Annotated in this window: 15 protein-coding genes and 1 pseudogene; 7 read left to right on the top strand and 9 right to left on the bottom strand. The window is 33.5% G+C overall.

The window, feature by feature from the left end:
- Positions 1-40: 40 nt before the first annotated feature.
- From cls to ald, 5 genes are all read left to right on the top strand, one after another.
- Positions 41-1,480, top strand: coding sequence for a cardiolipin synthase (gene cls / locus BW731_RS09775; RefSeq protein WP_079347752.1), 1,440 nt, complete (start codon positions 41-43; stop codon positions 1,478-1,480).
- Positions 1,481-1,687: 207 nt separating this feature from the next.
- Positions 1,688-3,067 carry a TrkH family potassium uptake protein gene (locus BW731_RS09770; protein ID WP_079348625.1) on the top strand — a complete coding sequence of 460 codons (1,380 nt, stop codon included), beginning with the start codon at positions 1,688-1,690 and terminating at the stop codon, positions 3,065-3,067.
- Between the two features lie 141 nt (positions 3,068-3,208).
- The gene (locus BW731_RS09765) at positions 3,209-4,552 is read left to right on the top strand and encodes a Mur ligase family protein (RefSeq protein WP_079347750.1); all 1,344 of its coding nucleotides are present in this window, start codon (positions 3,209-3,211) and stop codon (positions 4,550-4,552) included.
- A gap of 1 nt (position 4,553) precedes the next feature.
- On the top strand, positions 4,554-5,240 hold the full coding sequence (locus BW731_RS09760; RefSeq protein ID WP_079347748.1) for a type 1 glutamine amidotransferase: 687 nt from the start codon (positions 4,554-4,556) through the stop codon (positions 5,238-5,240).
- Positions 5,241-5,366: 126 nt separating this feature from the next.
- The gene (ald, locus tag BW731_RS09755) at positions 5,367-6,485 is read left to right on the top strand and encodes an alanine dehydrogenase (protein WP_079347746.1); all 1,119 of its coding nucleotides are present in this window, start codon (positions 5,367-5,369) and stop codon (positions 6,483-6,485) included.
- Positions 6,486-6,630: 145 nt separating this feature from the next.
- Here the strand turns inward: ald and manA are convergent, their stop codons facing one another.
- The 6 genes from manA to BW731_RS09725 all read right to left on the bottom strand — a co-directional run bounded on the left by manA (position 6,631) and on the right by BW731_RS09725 (position 13,989).
- Positions 6,631-7,590: a mannose-6-phosphate isomerase, class I gene (gene manA, locus BW731_RS09750; RefSeq protein WP_079347744.1), complete on the bottom strand. Its 960-nt coding sequence runs from the start codon at positions 7,588-7,590 to the stop codon at positions 6,631-6,633.
- A 51-nt stretch (positions 7,591-7,641) separates the two neighbouring features.
- Positions 7,642-8,664 (bottom strand): serine hydrolase domain-containing protein, encoded by a 1,023-nt coding sequence (locus tag BW731_RS09745; protein WP_079347743.1) that lies wholly within the window; start codon positions 8,662-8,664, stop codon positions 7,642-7,644.
- 70 nt (positions 8,665-8,734) lie between these two features.
- Positions 8,735-9,619 carry a VOC family protein gene (locus tag BW731_RS09740; RefSeq protein WP_158080202.1) on the bottom strand — a complete coding sequence of 295 codons (885 nt, stop codon included), beginning with the start codon at positions 9,617-9,619 and terminating at the stop codon, positions 8,735-8,737.
- 129 nt (positions 9,620-9,748) lie between these two features.
- Complete coding sequence (locus BW731_RS09735; RefSeq protein ID WP_079347739.1) at positions 9,749-11,593, bottom strand: ABC transporter ATP-binding protein; 1,845 nt, start codon at positions 11,591-11,593, stop codon at positions 9,749-9,751.
- Positions 11,590-13,308 (bottom strand): ABC transporter ATP-binding protein, encoded by a 1,719-nt coding sequence (locus BW731_RS09730; protein ID WP_079347737.1) that lies wholly within the window; start codon positions 13,306-13,308, stop codon positions 11,590-11,592. Before BW731_RS09730 ends, BW731_RS09735 begins: the two co-directional genes overlap by 4 nt.
- Positions 13,309-13,320: 12 nt before the next feature.
- Positions 13,321-13,989, bottom strand: coding sequence for a TetR/AcrR family transcriptional regulator (locus tag BW731_RS09725; RefSeq protein ID WP_079347735.1), 669 nt, complete (start codon positions 13,987-13,989; stop codon positions 13,321-13,323).
- 150 nt (positions 13,990-14,139) lie between these two features.
- Here BW731_RS09725 and BW731_RS09720 point away from each other — a divergent pair, with 150 nt between their 5' ends.
- A complete protein-coding gene (locus BW731_RS09720; protein ID WP_079347733.1) occupies positions 14,140-15,129 on the top strand; it encodes an NAD(P)/FAD-dependent oxidoreductase in 990 nt (329 codons plus the stop codon).
- Between the two features lie 67 nt (positions 15,130-15,196).
- On the top strand, positions 15,197-15,703 hold the full coding sequence (locus tag BW731_RS09715) for a phosphatidylglycerophosphatase A family protein (protein ID WP_079347731.1): 507 nt from the start codon (positions 15,197-15,199) through the stop codon (positions 15,701-15,703).
- 53 nt (positions 15,704-15,756) lie between these two features.
- Here BW731_RS09715 and BW731_RS09710 read toward each other — a convergent pair whose 3' ends face one another.
- The 3 genes and pseudogenes from BW731_RS09710 to glyA form a co-directional block, all read right to left on the bottom strand.
- Positions 15,757-16,056 (bottom strand): transposase, encoded by a 300-nt coding sequence (locus BW731_RS09710; protein ID WP_143592775.1) that lies wholly within the window; start codon positions 16,054-16,056, stop codon positions 15,757-15,759.
- Between the two features lie 132 nt (positions 16,057-16,188).
- Positions 16,189-16,302 (bottom strand): annotated as a pseudogene (locus BW731_RS09705) (IS200/IS605 family transposase); the annotation flags it as partial.
- A gap of 237 nt (positions 16,303-16,539) precedes the next feature.
- Positions 16,540-17,778 (bottom strand): serine hydroxymethyltransferase, encoded by a 1,239-nt coding sequence (gene glyA, locus BW731_RS09700; protein WP_079347727.1) that lies wholly within the window; start codon positions 17,776-17,778, stop codon positions 16,540-16,542.
- Between the last annotated feature and the right edge of the window lie 5 nt (positions 17,779-17,783).

Here is a 17,783-nt window from a genome sequence, read left to right as displayed (position 1 = left end):
TTGCTAGAATAAGGTATCAGTAGAAAGGAAGTTAACATATATGAGTACCCTTTTAGTTATTCTTTACCTCATTAATTTGTTGTTTGCATTATTTTTAATATTTTATAGAGAACGTGATACGAGTGTCACATGGGCTTGGTTGCTAGTTTTTATGTTTATACCATTTTTAGGATTTATTTTATACTTATTCTTCGGCTTAGGTCTTAGTAAAAAAGAAAGATATGATATCAAACATCAAATTTCTCTTGATTTCAATACACTTGAGGACATATATGATCCAACATTGCAACTCTATGACGATATTCCAAGTGATAGTAAGCACAAACAACTAGCCTATTTTATGTCGAATTTAAATCACACACCACTAACACACCACAACAAAGTCAAGATTTTAGTTGATGGACAAAAGAAATTAGAATCCTTACTTCATGACATAAAAAACGCACAGAAGTTTATTCACATCGAATATTATGCTTTTGTGACAGATGAAACGGGTATGAAAGTAGTCGATTTATTAACAGAAAAAGCAAAAGAAGGAGTCGAAATTTGCTTACTTTATGATGAGTTAGGATCAAAAGGTGTCCAAAAAAGTAAATTTGCTAAATTAATAGAAGCTGGAGGAAAAATTCAAACATTCGTTACAAGTGAGAAAGCTATTTTAAAATTCCGTGTCAACTACCATGACCACCGAAAGATTGTCATCATAGATGGAAAAACAAGCTACATTGGAGGATTTAATATTGCTGACCAATATGTTGAAACCACTAAAAAATTTGGTTATTGGCGCGATACTCATCTTAGAATAAATGGCCCTGCTACCTCAATTTTAGAATTACGTTTTTTATCTGACTGGAATGTTTCAGTTCCTGAAAATGAAAAGTTATTAGGCAAACTAGACTATCTGTATCATGAAAAACCAAATGAGTCTGCTCACACAGACATCCAAATCATTGCAAGTGGACCTCATGATGAAAAACAACAAATTAAATTAGCTTTCACAAAACTGATTACAAGTGCTAAAAAACGTGTTTGGATTCAAACTCCGTACTTCATTCCTGATGATACGATTTTGGATGCATTAAAAATCGCCAAACAATCAGGTGTTGATGTAAAAATCATGATTCCAAATAAGCCAGACCATCCATTTATATACCGGGCAACACAGTATTTTGCACAAGTCGCAATGAAGTATGATGTGGATGTCTTTATTTACGAAGGTGGCTTTCTTCATTCAAAAGTCCTCATTATGGATGATGATGTCAGTATCGTTGGGTCGGCAAATCAAGATATAAGAAGCTATAAACTAAACTTTGAAGCTAGTGCTGTGATGTATGATGCATCAATCAACAATGAATTGACTCATTACTTCAACAAAGATTTAAACCAATCAACACAACTAACACAACAAACGATTGATGAGATGTCTATTTGGTTAAAATTCAAACAAAAAACAGCTAGACTATTTTCACCTATAATGTAAGCTTAAGTCATAAGAGAGGATTTATAGATATCTCTTATGACTTTTTTGTTTTATAAAAATGGTTAGGTATACAGCTTTTTTATTAACTGATAGAATAAATTTCGTGACTTTTTTGTAAAGACTGGTTTAATAATACAGAAGTTGTTATACTAGTGAAACATAACTAGATTAGGAGGAGATGACTTGCCTCGTTTAGATTTTTCTTATATGAAACTAAAATATTATGGGACTCGCTATATCAATCGGCACCTATCAAGTATTCAAATCATTTTTATCTATTATGTTTTGATGACAGCAGCCGCTTATTTTCTGTTGAATATACCCTATTTTCATCAAGATAATGCATCTTACTCGACATTTGATATGGTTTTTATGGCCATCAGTACTATCAGTGTGACAGGGTTAAGTACGTTTAATATTAACGAGATATTTAATGAACGTGGGATTATTTTACTTGAAATTCTCTTTCAAATCGGTGGATTCGGGATTATGATGGTATCAACCTTCTTCTTTATCCTCTCAAAGAAAAAAATATCCCTAAAACGTAGACAGCTCATTATGACTGATATGAACTCACCAAAATTGAGTGGTAGTATTAGATTAATTAAAAATACTATGTTGACATTATTAGTTATCCAACTAGTTTTCGGGATTGTTTTTGCTACTCACTTTTACTTTGCAGAGCACCATTTAAATATCGTTGAGTCACTATTCCACGGTTTTTATCAATCAATCTCTGCTGTAACGAATTCTGGGTTTGATGTAACGGGTGAATCAGTCACTCCATATAAAAATGATTTCTTCTTTTTACCTGTTTTAATGATTTTAATTATGATTGGTGGAATCGGTTTTCCAGTATTAATGGAAGTGAAAGAATGGATTTTTTTTAAACACAAACAACACGGTCTACCTTTTCGCTTTTCTCTCTTTAGTCGTTTGGCTATCAGCATTTATCTTGTCCTATTTATAGTAGGAACTATTTTAATTTATTTACTCGAAAAAAACCATCTATTTATCGACATGACGGAGTCACAAAAGTGGCTAACCTCCATGTTTTACTCAACTACCACTAGAAACGCTGGGTTGCAGTTGAACAATCTAAATGACTTTCAAACCCCAACTCTTCTACTTTTTTCTATGTTGATGTTTATTGGATGTAGTCCAAGTTCAGTTGGTGGGGGTGTCAGAACTACTACTGTCGCAATTCTCGGCTTATACATGTACAGTTTTATCAAAGGACAAGAAAATGTGACGGTTTTTAATCGTCGAATTGACAAAACAGATATCAAAAAAGCCATTGTTGTATTTAACTTATCAGCTTTTATGTGCTTTTTATCGATTCTTATTTTGACCATTACAGAAAAAGAATCAATGATTGCTCTCATCGTTGAAGTCGCTTCAGCTTTTGGAACGACAGGACTATCTCTTGGTATTACATCTTCTCTATCACCAGTTGGAAAAATTGTTATAGCCATTCTCATGTTTGTTGGACGTATTGGCATGCTTTATACGTTAATGATTTTTATACCAAAAGAAAAACATGATCGCGGATATGTTTACCCAGCTGAAAAAATTATTATTGGTTAATTCAAACCTTAGAACAGATAGTTTTATGTTCTGAGGTTTTTTTGTTATCTTAATTAATAGAATCTTATGGATTTTTTTAATCTATCCATTCTTTTTTTATGGTATTATGATTAGGTTAATGTATACACAGGAGGAATGTATATGAGTTTTAAAAGTGGATTAGCGACAACTGTTGGTAAATCTTCACAATGGCTATTAAAAACGTTTTTCAAAGGTGGCAGTAGCTTGCCTGGAAAATTGGCTTTAAAAATAGATCCAACAATTCTTTCAAGTCTAGCAAAAGATTATGATGTGATTGTTGTGACTGGAACAAATGGAAAAACGTTAACAACTGCGTTAACGGTTAATATATTAAAAGAGGAATTCGATTCTGTTGTTACGAATACAACAGGTGCTAATATGCTACAAGGAATCGTTTCTACATTCCTTCAAGGAAAGAAAAACAAACATGGCAAAAACGTCGCTGTTTTAGAAATCGACGAAGCCAGTTTAAATAAAGTGACCGAATTTTTAACACCTGAGTTATTCTTATTTACCAATATTTTTCGTGATCAGATGGATCGCTATGGTGAAATTTACACGACTTATCAATTAATTGTTGATGGGGCGAAAAAAGCACCAAAAGCACCAATATTAATGAATGGTGATTTACCGATATTTAATTCGATTGATACAGTTAATCCACGTGAATATTATGGTTTTAGCCATAAAGATGATAAAGAACAAATGACTCACTACAACACAGATGGTGTACTTTGTCCTCACTGTCATCACATTCTTCACTATAAAATGATTACATATAGTAACTTAGGCGATTATTATTGCCCTAATTGTGATTTCAAACGTCCTGAACTTAGTGTTGCTTTAACTGACATTAAACATATGACTAATGTCTCTTCTACCTTTACGATTGATGAACATGACTATCAAATTGAAGTAGGGGGCATGTACAATATTTACAATGCACTAGCAGCAACAGCTGTAGCGAAACATTATAATATTTCATCAGAAAAAATCAGAAAAGGTTTAGCGTACGACGAAAAAGTATTTGGCCGTCAAGAAGTCATTGAGATTGGAGATAAAAAATGCACTCTTGTTTTAGTTAAAAATCCAGTTGGGCTAAATCAAGTTATTGATACGATGAAATTATCTCCTTACCCATTTTCACTAGCTGCACTACTGAATGCAAACTATGCTGACGGAATTGATGTCAGTTGGATTTGGGACAGTCAATTAGAAGAGTTAGGTGAATTAGATATTCCTAAAGTCATCTCAGGTGGAGAACGTCAGAGTGATATGTCACTTCGATTAAAAGTAGCTGGCATTAACGAAGAAAATTTAGTTGAAACATCGTCACTTACACAAGTCATCGAAGAAATAAAATCAGCACCAACTGAACATGTTTATATTTTAGCCACATACACTGCAGTATTAGGCTTAAGAAAAGAATTAATCCAACAAGGGTTTATCAAGGAGGAAGCCTAGTATGACAAACTATCATTTAACATTTTGTCACCTATATGGAAATTTATTGAATACATATGGTGACAATGGTAACCTACTTTTATTAAACTACTATGCAAAAAAATTAGGTATTACAATTGATACTGAAATCATCAGCGTGTTTGAAGATTTTGATGAGACGAAATATGATTTTGTCTTTTTCGGTGGAGGTCAAGATTATGAACAAAAAATCGTTTCTGAAGACATTCAAACAAAAAAAGACGCTATCACTCGTTACATCGAAAACGATGGTGTGATGCTTGCTATTTGTGGAGGGTTCCAATTATTAGGTGAGTATTACATCGGCGCTCACGGTGAAAAAATTGACGGAATCGCAGCTCTTCCCCACTATACTCTTAGCCAGGATAATAATCGTTTTATCGGAGATATAGAAATTTATAATAAGGAATTTGATGAAACTTACTACGGCTTTGAAAATCATAACGGGATGACCTTTTTAGGTAAAGGTGAAAAACCACTCGGCGAAGTCGTCAAGGGCTATGGAAACAATGGAAAAGATAAAACAGAAGGTGTTATTTATAAAAATGTCATTGGGTCATATTTTCATGGACCTTTATTAGCCAAAAATAAACAACTTGCACTTAGATTACTAAATATGGCTATGAAAACAAAATACGAAAAAACGTTTAAACTGAAAGAGTTAAATTAGAGCACAAAATACTTTTTGTGTTCTTTTTGATATAAATACCATTTTATTAGCATTTTTTTGACATTATATATATAATGAGTATTGTTATAACTTTAATAAGTTATGAAAGAATAGGAGTGAAAAAAATTGAAAATTGGCGTACCAAAAGAAATTAAGAACAATGAAAATCGTGTTGCATTGACTCCTCCATTTGTAAAAATTTTAGTGGAGAACTCGCATGAAGTCTTCATACAAACTCAAGCAGGTATAGGTGCTGGATTTGAAGACAGTGCTTATGAGGAAATGGGTGCAACCATCGTTCAAAGTCAAGAAGACGCATGGGATGTAGACATGGTTTTAAAAGTTAAAGAACCGTTGGCATCTGAATATCATTTATTCAAACCTAATCAAATCTTATTTACTTATCTACATTTAGCACCTAATAAAGAGTTAACTGATGCTTTATTGGCAAATAAAGTAACAGCGATAGCGTATGAATCAGTTCGTTTACCTGATGGATCTTTACCATTACTAACACCAATGTCGGAAATTGCAGGACGTATGGCTCCTCAAACGGGTGCTTACTTCCTAGAATCAATCAACCAAGGATCTGGTGTCTTACTATCATCTGTTCCCGGGGTTGAAAAAGGTCAAATCGTCATTATAGGTGGTGGGGTCGCTGGTACAAATGCTGCAAAAATTGCAGTTGGATTAGGTGCAAAAGTCCGTGTTTTAGATATTAATCCAAAACGATTAGCAGAATTAGAAGACATTTTTGGTAATACTATTGAAACGGTCATTTCAAATTCACATAACATTGAAAAATCAGTTAAAATAGCTGATTTAGTAATTGGTGCTGTTTTAATTCCTGGACGCAAAGCTCCACGTTTAGTAACTGAGGATATGGTTAGACAAATGAAGCCTGGTTCAGTGATTATTGATATTGCCATTGACCAAGGTGGTATATTTGAAACAACTGACCATGTAACAAACCATGATGATCCAACATATATTAAACATGGTGTTGTTCACTACGCTGTTGCCAATATGCCTGGTGCAGTATCTCGTACATCAACACTTGCTTTAACTAACAATACTTTACCTTATATTGTTAAATTAGCAAACAAGCCCTTGGCAGATATTATAAAAACGGATGTAGCCTTATTAAATGGTTTCAATACATATAACGGCGTATTAACTTCTAAAGAAGTGGCCGAAGACCAAAATCGTTTAGTGGAATACAAACCAATAACAGAAATTTTATAATAAACAAAAGAGGCTGACCCAAAAGTCTTTAAAATAGAAAAATCCCATGAAATCAGTTTGTTAAAACACTGACTTCGTGGGATTTCTGTTTTTTTGAGTGATTCTCATTTAAAAAGTTACTTTTAGGCCAACCTCTTTTTTGATACTATCTATTTTTCTTTCCAGGTTCTGAAGCAATGATATCTAAATCTCCTTCTAATGACCATGTATCTACTCCATTTGGTAAAATAAAGTGCATGCCCTTAGAAATCTCATATGATTGCTCATCAAATTTTAAATAACCGAATCCATCTATCACACTAACTAGTGTATAAGGCGCATGAGACTGAATATCCAAAATACCATTAACATTCCACTCATATACATTAAAATAATCAGATTCTATAAAGGTAGTAATACTTGATTTATTTTCATTCAGTTGTGTAACAGCTATTTTAGGATCAACATGAGGAACCGTTGTTACATCAAGTGACTGTTGAATATGTAACTCACGAGTAATGCCATTATCATCTTCTCTATCGTAATCATACACGCGATATGTGGTATCACTGCTTTGTTGTGTCTCTAAAATCATAATCCCACTACCGATCGCATGAATTGTTCCACTTGGCACATAGAAGAAATCTCCCTTTTTGACAGGAATACGTCTCAACAAATCATCCCATTCACCTGAATCAATCATTCGTTTTAATTCATCTTTTGTCTTAGCATGATGACCATAAATAATCTCAGCTCCTGGTTCAGCACTTATAATATACCAACACTCAGTTTTTCCAAGCTCTCCTTCGTGACTTAATCCGTAAAAATCATCTGGATGAACTTGTACAGATAAATCATCTTCTGCATCTAAAATTTTAGTCAATAATGGGAAAACTTTTTCCTTTGGATGACCAAATAATTCTGGATGTTTTTCCCATAAATCATCTAACTTTTCTCCACTGAACTCCCCATTTTCAATCGTACAAACACCATGAGGATGCGCACTAATTGCCCAACATTCACCAATCGTTTTACTAGTTAATTCATAACCAAATTCTGTCGATAATTTTTCTCCACCCCAAATTTTTTCTTGGAATACTGGTTTTAAAAATAATGGCTTTGTCATCTTGTCTCTTCACCTCATCTTTATTGATAAAAATAGTATATCATTTCTTATCTAATTCGTCTGTTCTTTTTGAAAAACCTCGATTAATTCATCACGTTTTCTTATGTAATCTTGTCTATTATCATAAGGATGAACTCTATTTGATAAAAAAATAAAAGCCTCTTGTTCTATAATATCTATCAACATAAAAGTACCCGTATAACCTGTATGATATAATATTGGATGTTTTTTTTCTAAATGATACCTTAAATCCCACCCTAAAGAACGAGACAGAGTAGCTGTTGAAGTGTAGTCTTGTAATAAACTTTCTATTGTTTCGGGTAAAAGCATCTTATCGCCAGATGGTAATGTCCCTTTATTCAACATCATTTGAACAAACTTAAAGCTGTCATCAATTGTACTAAATAAACCCGCACTGCCACAGTGTTCTTTTAGTTGATAAGCTTTTGGATCATGAACCTCACCTTTTATGATTCCTCTTGTTTTAGTAACCTGAGTAGGTGCACATTTCGTTTTATCAATGTTTGTAAAGCCACTTGAAGTCATTCCTAGTGGATGTAAAACTTTTTCAGTAAACAAATCATGTAAGTTTTTCTTATAATAATCTTCCAACATAAATCCCATCAATAATGTGCCTGTATCAGTATACACTTTTTTCTTTCCTATGATTGATTTATTAACCGGTAAGCGTAAAATAGCTTGTCTAAGTTCTTCTCCTGATAACTCATCTCTATTTTCAATGTATCCATAAACGGCTGACGTATGTGTCAATAAATGTCGTAATGTCACACGTTCTTCATGCCATGAGGGTAAATAGGTTTTAAAAGGGGCATCAATATCTAAAACATTTTTTTCGATTAATTGCAAAACAAGTGTATTAGTCATCATGACTTTCGTAAGAGAAGCCATATCGTAAAGTGTGTCATGAGTTGCACTTATCTCTTCTGGTATCACTTCTTTAAAACCAATGACTCCTTTTTGTATATCACCTTGTTTTAAAAAAAGATAATTGGCTCCTGGTATGATCTTATCTTGATGCATCAACTCGATAGTAGCGATAGTTTTTTCAAACATAGTGTCTCCTTATTTAAGAAAAAAGCTGATAATAGCTAGTCAAATACTAGCAACTATTATCAGCTTTTATTTATTTTTTATTTTCTTTTTTAAAAACGATGAACCATAAATGAATACCACTAGGATCGTACAATCCAATGATTCGTTTTCCTTTATTGTAATAAAAATCACACCCGAGTGATTCTAGATTTTCTTTTAATAAAAGTAAGTCATCCATTGTTGGTATATCAAATGTCACATGGTCTACTCCCAAATCCGTCTCATGGATAACTGGAGACACTCCATTTGATTGAGCTTCATTAATTGCTAATTGGTGATGATAGTCATTCACAGAAAGCAAATGAGTTGAACCAAAATCATCATCTTGAATTTTAAAACCTAATTTTTCAGCATAGAACTGGTATACTTCTTCTAAATCAGAAACAGACAGGTGGACATGTCCTACTTTAGTTTCTTCTGGAACAGACGTATACTCTCCTTCTACTCGATTTAAACGTTTTTGAATGTTCAATTCTTTGGTTACACCATCTATTTTACCATCTACCATTGGCCATTCATCTCTTGGCTTATCCCAACTGAACTCTAAACGATTATTCTCAGGATCACTAATATAAACAGATTCACAAAATCCATGGTCACTTTCGCCTTCAATTGGATAATTCATTAACATGAGATGTTTGATAAAACGAGCGAGGTCGTCTCTAGTTGGAAAAACAAACGATGTATGGTTTAATCCAGTCTGAGTATTTGATCCTTCAACGCCATCTGGTGTCGAAATCAATCCCAGCAATTTTCTTTTCTGACTACCAATACCTAAAATAGCCATATCATTTTCTTCATTAATCAAATCAAACCCAACAACTTGTTGGTAGAAACTTAACATTCTGTCAAAATCTTTTACTTTGATGGCAACAGAAGTCAATTTGGTGTTTGGATTTAATGAAAAGTTAACCATAATATTCATTTCCCCCTAAATTTTAAAAATCAATGTCTTTTCCCTTAACGTCACTTTACATTGTAACACCTTTTATCTAGGAAATTCCATTATTATATTCGAAAAATTAGATGAATATCATTTTATTTATTAAATACTTACACCAGTTGAAAATTGACTGTTATACAGTTCAGCATAGAAACCGGCTTTTTCAAGCAATTGATCATGATTTCCTGTTTCAACAATGTCTCCTTGATCCATCACAATAATGTTATCTGCATCGCGAATTGTTGATAATCTATGAGCCACAACAAAACTTGTACGACCTTCTAATAACTTATCCATTGCTTCTTGTATCAATATTTCAGTTCTTGTATCAACACTAGAAGTTGCTTCATCCAAAATTAAAACATCTGGATTAACTAAAAAGGCTCGTGCAATCGTGATTAATTGTCTTTGTCCTTGAGAAATATTTGATGCATCTTCGTTTAAGACTGTATCATAACCTTCAGGTAAACGACGAACAAATTCATCCACACGAGCTGCTTTTGCGGCACGAATAACCTCTTCTTCACTAGCATCCATATTACCATAACGAATATTGTCATAAATTGAGCCAGTGAATAGCCATGTATCTTGAAGTACCATCGAAAAATGAGAGCGTAATGTTTCACGTTTAATATTACGAGTGTCTTTTCCTTGATACAAAATTGATCCACCTGAGACATCATAAAAGCGTTCAAGTAAATTAATAATCGTTGTTTTACCAGCACCAGTTGGTCCTACAATCGCAACTTTTTGTCCCTTAAATACATCTAAGTTAAAGTCTTTCATCAATAATTCACTATCATCATAACCAAATGCCATATGTTGGAATGACACAACCGCGTCTGTTGGTGTAGCAAGTGAACTATCAACTGTTGTATCACTCATTTCCATTTCGTCTAATACATCAAAAATACGTTCAGCCGAAGCAATTGTTGATTGAATTGTATTTAACAGATTCGCCATTTGACTTAGAGGTTGAGCAAATTGGTTAGTGTACTGCATAAATGCTTGTACGTCCCCTAAAGGCATGTGTCCATTTGCTACTTGTATCCCACCTAATACAGCAATAAATACATAACTAATATTTTTTACAAAGTTCATCAGTGGCATAATAATCGCTGAAATAAATTGAGATTTCCAACCAGATTCATATAAATTCTCATTTTGAATTTCAAATACATCTATATTATCTTTTTCATGATTAAAACTTTTAACCACTGCATGTCCACTATAGCTTTCCTCTATTTGATTATTTAGCAATCCAAGACTTGCTTGTTGTTTTCCAAAATAGCGTTGAGACTTTGGAGCGATAATCATAGTAATAATTAAACTAAGCGGAACTGTCAACGCTGCAACAATTGTTAATTTCCAGCTGATTGTTAACATCATCCAAAGTACCCCGAAAAACATTAAAATACTTGTTACAAACTGGGTTAACGTTTGTTGGAGAGTTGTGGCAATATTATCCATGTCGTTAATCGCACGAGACATAATATCACCATTTGAATGCGTGTCATAGTAAGAAACAGGGACACGTCCCATTTTTTCTTTAAATTCTTTTCTTAATTGATACACTGTTCGTTGAGAAATACGTGTCATAATAAATTGTTGTAAAAAACTAAACATAGCTGAAGCAACGTACATTGCTAATACAATCATTAATATGCTACCAATTTTATCAAAGTTTATATCTATTTTACTTACTTTAGCACCACTCATCATGGCTTCTTTTGCTTTCATCAGTCCAGAAAAAATTTCAGTTGTTGCTTCCCCTAATATTTTAGGAGTGCGAATTTGAAATATAGTAGAGGCTGTTGCTAAAACAAACACTAAAGCAATTAAGTACCAACGCTTCATCATATATGACATCAAACGTTTGGTCGTTTTCCAAAAATTCTTTGGCTTTGCTTTTTTTCCTTTTGCTCCACCAGATCCGTGTTGTCTCATGCTATTTCCTCCTTACTCAACTGTGATGAAATAATTTCTTGATAGGTATCATTGGTTGCTTTAAGCGTTTGGTGATCGCCACGACCTACCATGACACCATCGTCTAATACAAGAATCGTATCAGCATCCACCACGGTACTAATTCTTTGTGCTACTATGACGACTACTGCTTCAGTGATCGACTCTTTCAATGCCTTTCGAAGAGCAGCATCTGTTTTAAAATCAAGTGCTGAGAAGGAATCATCAAACACGTAGACTGACGCGTCTTTTATAAGTGCTCTAGCTATACATAGACGTTGACGTTGTCCACCGGAGAAGTTTGTTCCACCTTGCTCAACTTTACTATCCAAACCATCTGGTAATTCAAAAACAAATGATTTTGCTTGCGCTATTTCTAAAGCTTGCCAAATCTCGTCGTCTGTCGCATTTTCTTTCCCGTACTGCATATTTGATCGGATTGTTCCGGTAAATAATACTGCTTTTTGTGGTACAAAACTGACTTTCTCTCTCAGTTCATGCTGCAAGACATCTTTTACATTGCATTCATCAACTAATATTTCACCTTCCGTTGTATCAAAGAAACGGGGAATTAAATTGACCAGAGTAGATTTACCTGAACCAGTTCCTCCGATAATAGCCACAGTTTCACCTTTTTTTGCGGTAAAATCAACACCAGATAAAGCTGGTTTTTCAGCACCACTGTAGCTATAACTAACTTGTTTAAATGTTAATGAACTATCTGAATTAAATGCTTTTGGTGAATCTGGATTTTTAATATCGTCTTTCATGTCAAGTACTTCGTTAATACGAACAGCTGATGCTTGAGCACGGGGCACAAACACAAAAATCATCGCCATCATCACAAAACTCATTAAAATTTGCATAGCATACGTCATAAACGCCATCATGTTACCTACTTCAAGCGTTCCTTCCGCTATATTATGACCACCAAACCAAATGATGGATACATTTGTCACACTAATAATGAACGTAATCACAGGTAGTAAGAATGACATCAATGTATTTACCTTTACGGCTGTGTTTGTGTAGTCTTTATTAGCCTCATCAAAACGATTTTCTTCAAATTTTGTTTGATTAAATGCACGGATAACACGTACGCCTGTTAGTCCTTCACGAAATACTAAGTTCAATCTATCTGTTTTTTCTTGTAAACTTTTGAATAAGGGAATCGCAAAATACATCGTAACACCAACAACTAATATAATCATTGGAATGACATATAAAAATATTTTTGTCAGTTCTCTGTCACGATAAAAAGCCAAAACACTTGCACCAATTAATGTGATTGGTGCATTAATCATGATTCTTAAGAACATCTGACTAACCATTTGAATTTGATTAACATCATTGGTTGTTCTGGTAATTAAAGACGCTGTTCCAATTTTGTCAAATTCACGTTGAGATGAATATTCTACTTTTTCATAAATCTCAGAACGCAATTTTTTGCCTAGTTTTTGCGCTTGTCTGGTGGCAATAAATGTATTAGCAATAGATGCTAATATTCCGATAAATGAAATACCTATCATCACAAAACCAACGCGCCAAATGTATGGGATATCTCCCTTAGTAACACCATTGTCAATAATATTTGACGTAAGTGTCGGTAAATACAAATCGCTGGTAATTTGAATTACCATGAATAAAATAGCCCCTAAAACTGCTGGTAGAGACATTCGTTTTATAATTCTTAACATGTTTCTATCCTCCTATTTATCTTTCATTACCCCATAGGCAATCCAATCTAGCTTCATATTAAACTCCGCTTTCACTTTTTCAATATTTACTTTTTTCCCCATTTGTTCTGAACGATAAATTTCATTAATTGAAGCGTGCATTGTATAAAATAACAGTCTTAATAACACTTTTAATTCTTTAGTATTAGATATCCTTAGATAGGAATAATCAATATTTTCTACTAATTCTTCATACTGATGATAGCGTTGTTTTTTTCGACCCATTATTTGTTTTTCTGTTCTGTTTTCAACACCTAACTCATCAATAATTTCACTTGATCGTTTGTAATCCATATACATAAAAATGTTTTTTAATAACTTTTCATGCTTGCTTTTTAAAACCAAATGTATAAAATAATCAAAAAATTCTTGCATGGTTAAAAATAAGTTTCCTTTGTTTTCTTTAAATAATGTCATGAATGTTGTTTCAGGTTCTTTTACTAAATTATCACAAATATAATAAAAGACATCATCTTTATCTTCAAAGTATTGATAAAAACTTCCTCTTGGTATATCTGCGTACTTCACAATATTGGCAATTGATGCTTGATGGATTGGAACATCAGAAAATTCTTTTTCACATGCTGCAATAATTTTTTTCTGCTTTTCTTCTTCTAAACGAAAAAATGTGGGACTTGGCATAAATTTATCTCCTAACTGATTTATGACATGGTGTCATTATATATGACACCATGTCATAAATCAATTAAAAACACTTTAAAATTCAAAATAGTTTATTTATCTAAACATGTCATTTATACTTTGGGTATTGATTTAGTAAAGGAGTTACACATGACAAAAGAAATATATGATATTACAATTATTGGTGGTGGACCTGCTGGGATTTTTGCTGCTTTTTATGCAGGAATGAGACAAGCTAAAACTAAAATTATTGAATCTCTACCACAACTTGGAGGACAACTTAGTTTACTTTATCCGGAAAAACTCATTTATGATGTAGCAGGATTTCCAAATATCAAAGCACAACAATTAGTCGATCAATTAGTTGAACAAATTAAACCGTTTGATCAAACGATTTGTTTGGATGAAGAAGTGTTACAAATAGAAAAAGAAGATGACATGTTTAAACTCATCACCAAAAAAGGCTCGCACTATTCCAAAACAGTGATTATCGCTGCCGGTAATGGGGCGTTTCAACCAAAACGATTAACAACTGAAGGTCATGAGTATTATGAAGGAAAAGGCCTACACTATTTTGTGACTGACATGGAACAATTTAGAGGAAAAGATATCATGATTTGTGGTGGTGGTGATTCAGCAGTTGATTGGGCATTGATGCTTGAAGATGTTGCTAAATCTGTCAAACTGGTTCATCGTCGTCCAACGTTTAGAGCACACGAACATAGTATCAGCTTATTAGAACAATCCAGTGTCGACATTGAAACACCCTTTGTTATTCAAGAATTACATGGAGATGAACAACAATTAACAGGTGTTACCTTATTTAATCCAAAAAAAGATGAGTCAAAAACGATAGACGTATCTGATTTACTCGTTAATTATGGTTTTTCTTCTTCACTAGGGCCAATAAAAAATTGGCCAATAAAATTAACGCGTCAATCAATTGTAACGGATTCTGCTACTAGAACGTCTGTTGAAGGGATTTTTGCGATTGGGGATATTTCAACGTATGATGGGAAAGTTGAACTCATCGCAACTGGATTTGGTGAAGCTCCGATTGCCGTTAATCATGCAGTAAACCACATAAATCCTAAAGAACGTATTCAACCGATGCACAGTACTAGTTTATTTGACCAATAATTCATACTTGTTACAACTCTAACACTAGGTTATACTAGTTAACAATACGAATTAAGAAGGTGACATAATGACAATAAAAAAAGAAACACTAAAAAAAATGTCTCGACAATTATTATTAGATCGTGGTGTAACAATTAAGGACATAGCAGAACTAGTTTACTTTCTTCAAGAAAAATATGTACAAGATTTAACTCTTGATATGTGTTTAGAAAATGTTGAAGCTGTTTTAAATAAACGAGAAGTTCAAAATGCTATTTTAACAGGGATTCAACTGGATATCGCCGCAGAAAATCATCAAGTGTTAGAACCTTTACAAGAAATTCTTGAAACTGATGAAGGTTTATATGGCATTGATGAAATATTAGCACTATCTATTGTTAATATATACGGTTCAATCGGTTTTACTAACTATGGTTATATAGATAAAGTCAAACCAGGGATTTTAGAAAAATTGAATTCACATGAAGGCAATCAAGTTCATACCTTTTTAGATGATATTGTCGGAGCTATCGCGGCCGCTGCTGCAAGTCGTCTGGCTCACTCTGAACCTGATCGACTAAACGAAAGAGGCTGACCCAAAAGTCTCTAAGATAAAGAAATAAGGATTTAAGAATGAAAATATCATTTTTAAATCTTTATTTTTGAGAAGTGACTCTCCAATGTATGAGATTTATTATCAGGCAAAATATCAATGATTTGATGTGAAACAGAATCTGAATAGATAAAACTATATTTACCTTGTTTATTTTTGACAGATGTAAATTCATCAAAACACAAGTTTTGGGGCAAATCAGTAAAGTTATTTGACAGCTCTTTTCCTAATAAATTAAGAATTTTACTGATTGTAGTAGTTGATACAAAATGTCTTTTAGCTAAGTCTTTCAATGAGACAGGATCGGACAACTCCATGCCAATAGATTGTTTCACTCTGTTAGCGATAAAACAGTGCTTATCAATTTATAAAGATTCAGCTAGAAAAGAAGTGTGACATTCACGACAAAGGAACCGTTGTTTCTTTAATAAATGATAGGTTGGATAATGGGCAACACTTAGCCACTTTATTCGAGAAGAAATAAACCCATATATTGCTTTCCTTCGGTATTTTGGAGTAACTACTAAATGATACTTACAATTCCATCCTGTATGTGCTAAACTTTTATCGTCATTAAACATAAAGAAACTCCTTTCAATATTCTTATTGTGGTTGGTAGCCACTTTTTAGTATATCGAAAGGAGTTTCTTAACGCTAAAGCTATTTCTTCCACGCGCAATACGCGTGATTTTTCTGTCTCGCACGATTTCTGCTCAATTGACTAAAGTCATTAAAAAGATGATAAATATGAGATTACTCTCACAGTCATCATCTTACAAATTTAATTCATCAGTCCAATTTGACAAAGAGCCAAAATTTTATTTATAAAGTGGATGGCTTTTTAATAGCTCTACTACTTCTTTTCTGACTTTTTCTAAAACACTTTCTTCTTCGTGATATGTTAGTGCTTCAACAATTAATTCAGCGACTTTTGTTGCATCATCTTCTTTAAATCCACGTGTTGTAATTGCTGGCGTTCCAATACGAATACCACTTGTCACAAATGGACTTTGACTTTCAAATGGAATCGTATTTTTATTGACAGTGATATGAACACTATCTAAAATAGCTTCTGCTTCTTTACCAGTCAAGCCAAAACCAGTTACATCAATTAATAATAAATGATTATCTGTATCGCCACTAATTAAACGAGATCCTGGGGTTCGATTGATTACTCTAGCCATTGCTTTAGCGTTTGCTAGCACTTGTTTACTATAGTCTTTAAATTCAGGTAATAATGCTTCTCTAAAAGCCACAGCTTTAGCTGCAAGCACATGCTCTAAAGGTCCACCTTGAATACCAGGGAAAATAGCACTATTGATTTTTTTAGCTAATTCAGGTGAGTTTGTTAAAATAAGACCACCTCTTGGCCCACGTAATGTTTTGTGTGTTGTCGATGTTACAACATCTGCATATGGAACTGGATTTTGGTGTAAACCTGTTGCCACAAGACCGGCTATATGAGCCATATCAACCATTAATTTTGCTCCAACACCATCAGCGATTTCTCTAAATTTCTTGAAATCAATATCACGTGAATAAGCACTTGCTCCGGCAACTATTAATTTTGGTTGATGTTTTCTTGCAAGTATGTTTACCACTTCATAATCAATCACTTCTGTCACTGGGTCTACGCCATATGACACAAAGTTATATGTTTTACCACTAAAGTTTACTGGAGACCCATGAGTTAAATGCCCACCTGCTGTTAGGTCCATTCCCATCACTGTGTCGCCTTCTTCAACCAATGATAAATAAGCAGCTGTATTAGCTTGTGAACCTGAATGAGCTTGAACATTAGCAAAATCTGCTTGGAATAAATCTTTCGCACGATCAATTGCTAAATTTTCTACTACATCAACAAACTCACAGCCACCATAATATCTGCGTCCAGGATATCCTTCAGCATATTTGTTTGTTAACACACTTCCTTGAGCTGCCATAACAGCTTCTGATACGAAATTCTCTGAAGCAATTAATTCAATTGTTTTTTGTTGTCTTTGTTTTTCATTAGCAATTGCATCCCATAAAACAGCATCTTCTTTTTTATAATCCATATGCA

Source organism: Vagococcus martis (assembly GCF_002026305.1).
GTDB classification, from domain to species: domain Bacteria; phylum Bacillota; class Bacilli; order Lactobacillales; family Vagococcaceae; genus Vagococcus; species Vagococcus martis.
This window is presented reverse-complemented; position numbering and strand designations above follow the sequence as displayed.

What these genes read in the sequence shown, in the direction of transcription:
- BW731_RS09760 (WP_079347748.1), top strand. Translation starts at nt 4,554, where the DNA reads ATGACAAACTATCATTTAACATTTTGTCACCTATATGGAAATTTATTG.
- BW731_RS09725 (WP_079347735.1), bottom strand. Translation starts at nt 13,989, where the DNA reads ATGCCAAGTCCCACATTTTTTCGTTTAGAAGAAGAAAAGCAGAAAAAA.
- BW731_RS09730 (WP_079347737.1), bottom strand. Translation starts at nt 13,308, where the DNA reads ATGTTAAGAATTATAAAACGAATGTCTCTACCAGCAGTTTTAGGGGCT.
- BW731_RS09770 (WP_079348625.1), top strand. Translation starts at nt 1,688, where the DNA reads ATGAAACTAAAATATTATGGGACTCGCTATATCAATCGGCACCTATCA.
- cls (WP_079347752.1), top strand. Translation starts at nt 41, where the DNA reads ATGAGTACCCTTTTAGTTATTCTTTACCTCATTAATTTGTTGTTTGCA.
- glyA (WP_079347727.1), bottom strand. Translation starts at nt 17,778, where the DNA reads ATGGATTATAAAAAAGAAGATGCTGTTTTATGGGATGCAATTGCTAAT.
- BW731_RS09735 (WP_079347739.1), bottom strand. Translation starts at nt 11,593, where the DNA reads ATGAGACAACACGGATCTGGTGGAGCAAAAGGAAAAAAAGCAAAGCCA.
- BW731_RS09740 (WP_158080202.1), bottom strand. Translation starts at nt 9,619, where the DNA reads ATGGTTAACTTTTCATTAAATCCAAACACCAAATTGACTTCTGTTGCC.
- manA (WP_079347744.1), bottom strand. Translation starts at nt 7,590, where the DNA reads ATGACAAAGCCATTATTTTTAAAACCAGTATTCCAAGAAAAAATTTGG.
- BW731_RS09745 (WP_079347743.1), bottom strand. Translation starts at nt 8,664, where the DNA reads ATGTTTGAAAAAACTATCGCTACTATCGAGTTGATGCATCAAGATAAG.
- BW731_RS09765 (WP_079347750.1), top strand. Translation starts at nt 3,209, where the DNA reads ATGAGTTTTAAAAGTGGATTAGCGACAACTGTTGGTAAATCTTCACAA.
- BW731_RS09720 (WP_079347733.1), top strand. Translation starts at nt 14,140, where the DNA reads ATGACAAAAGAAATATATGATATTACAATTATTGGTGGTGGACCTGCT.
- BW731_RS09715 (WP_079347731.1), top strand. Translation starts at nt 15,197, where the DNA reads ATGACAATAAAAAAAGAAACACTAAAAAAAATGTCTCGACAATTATTA.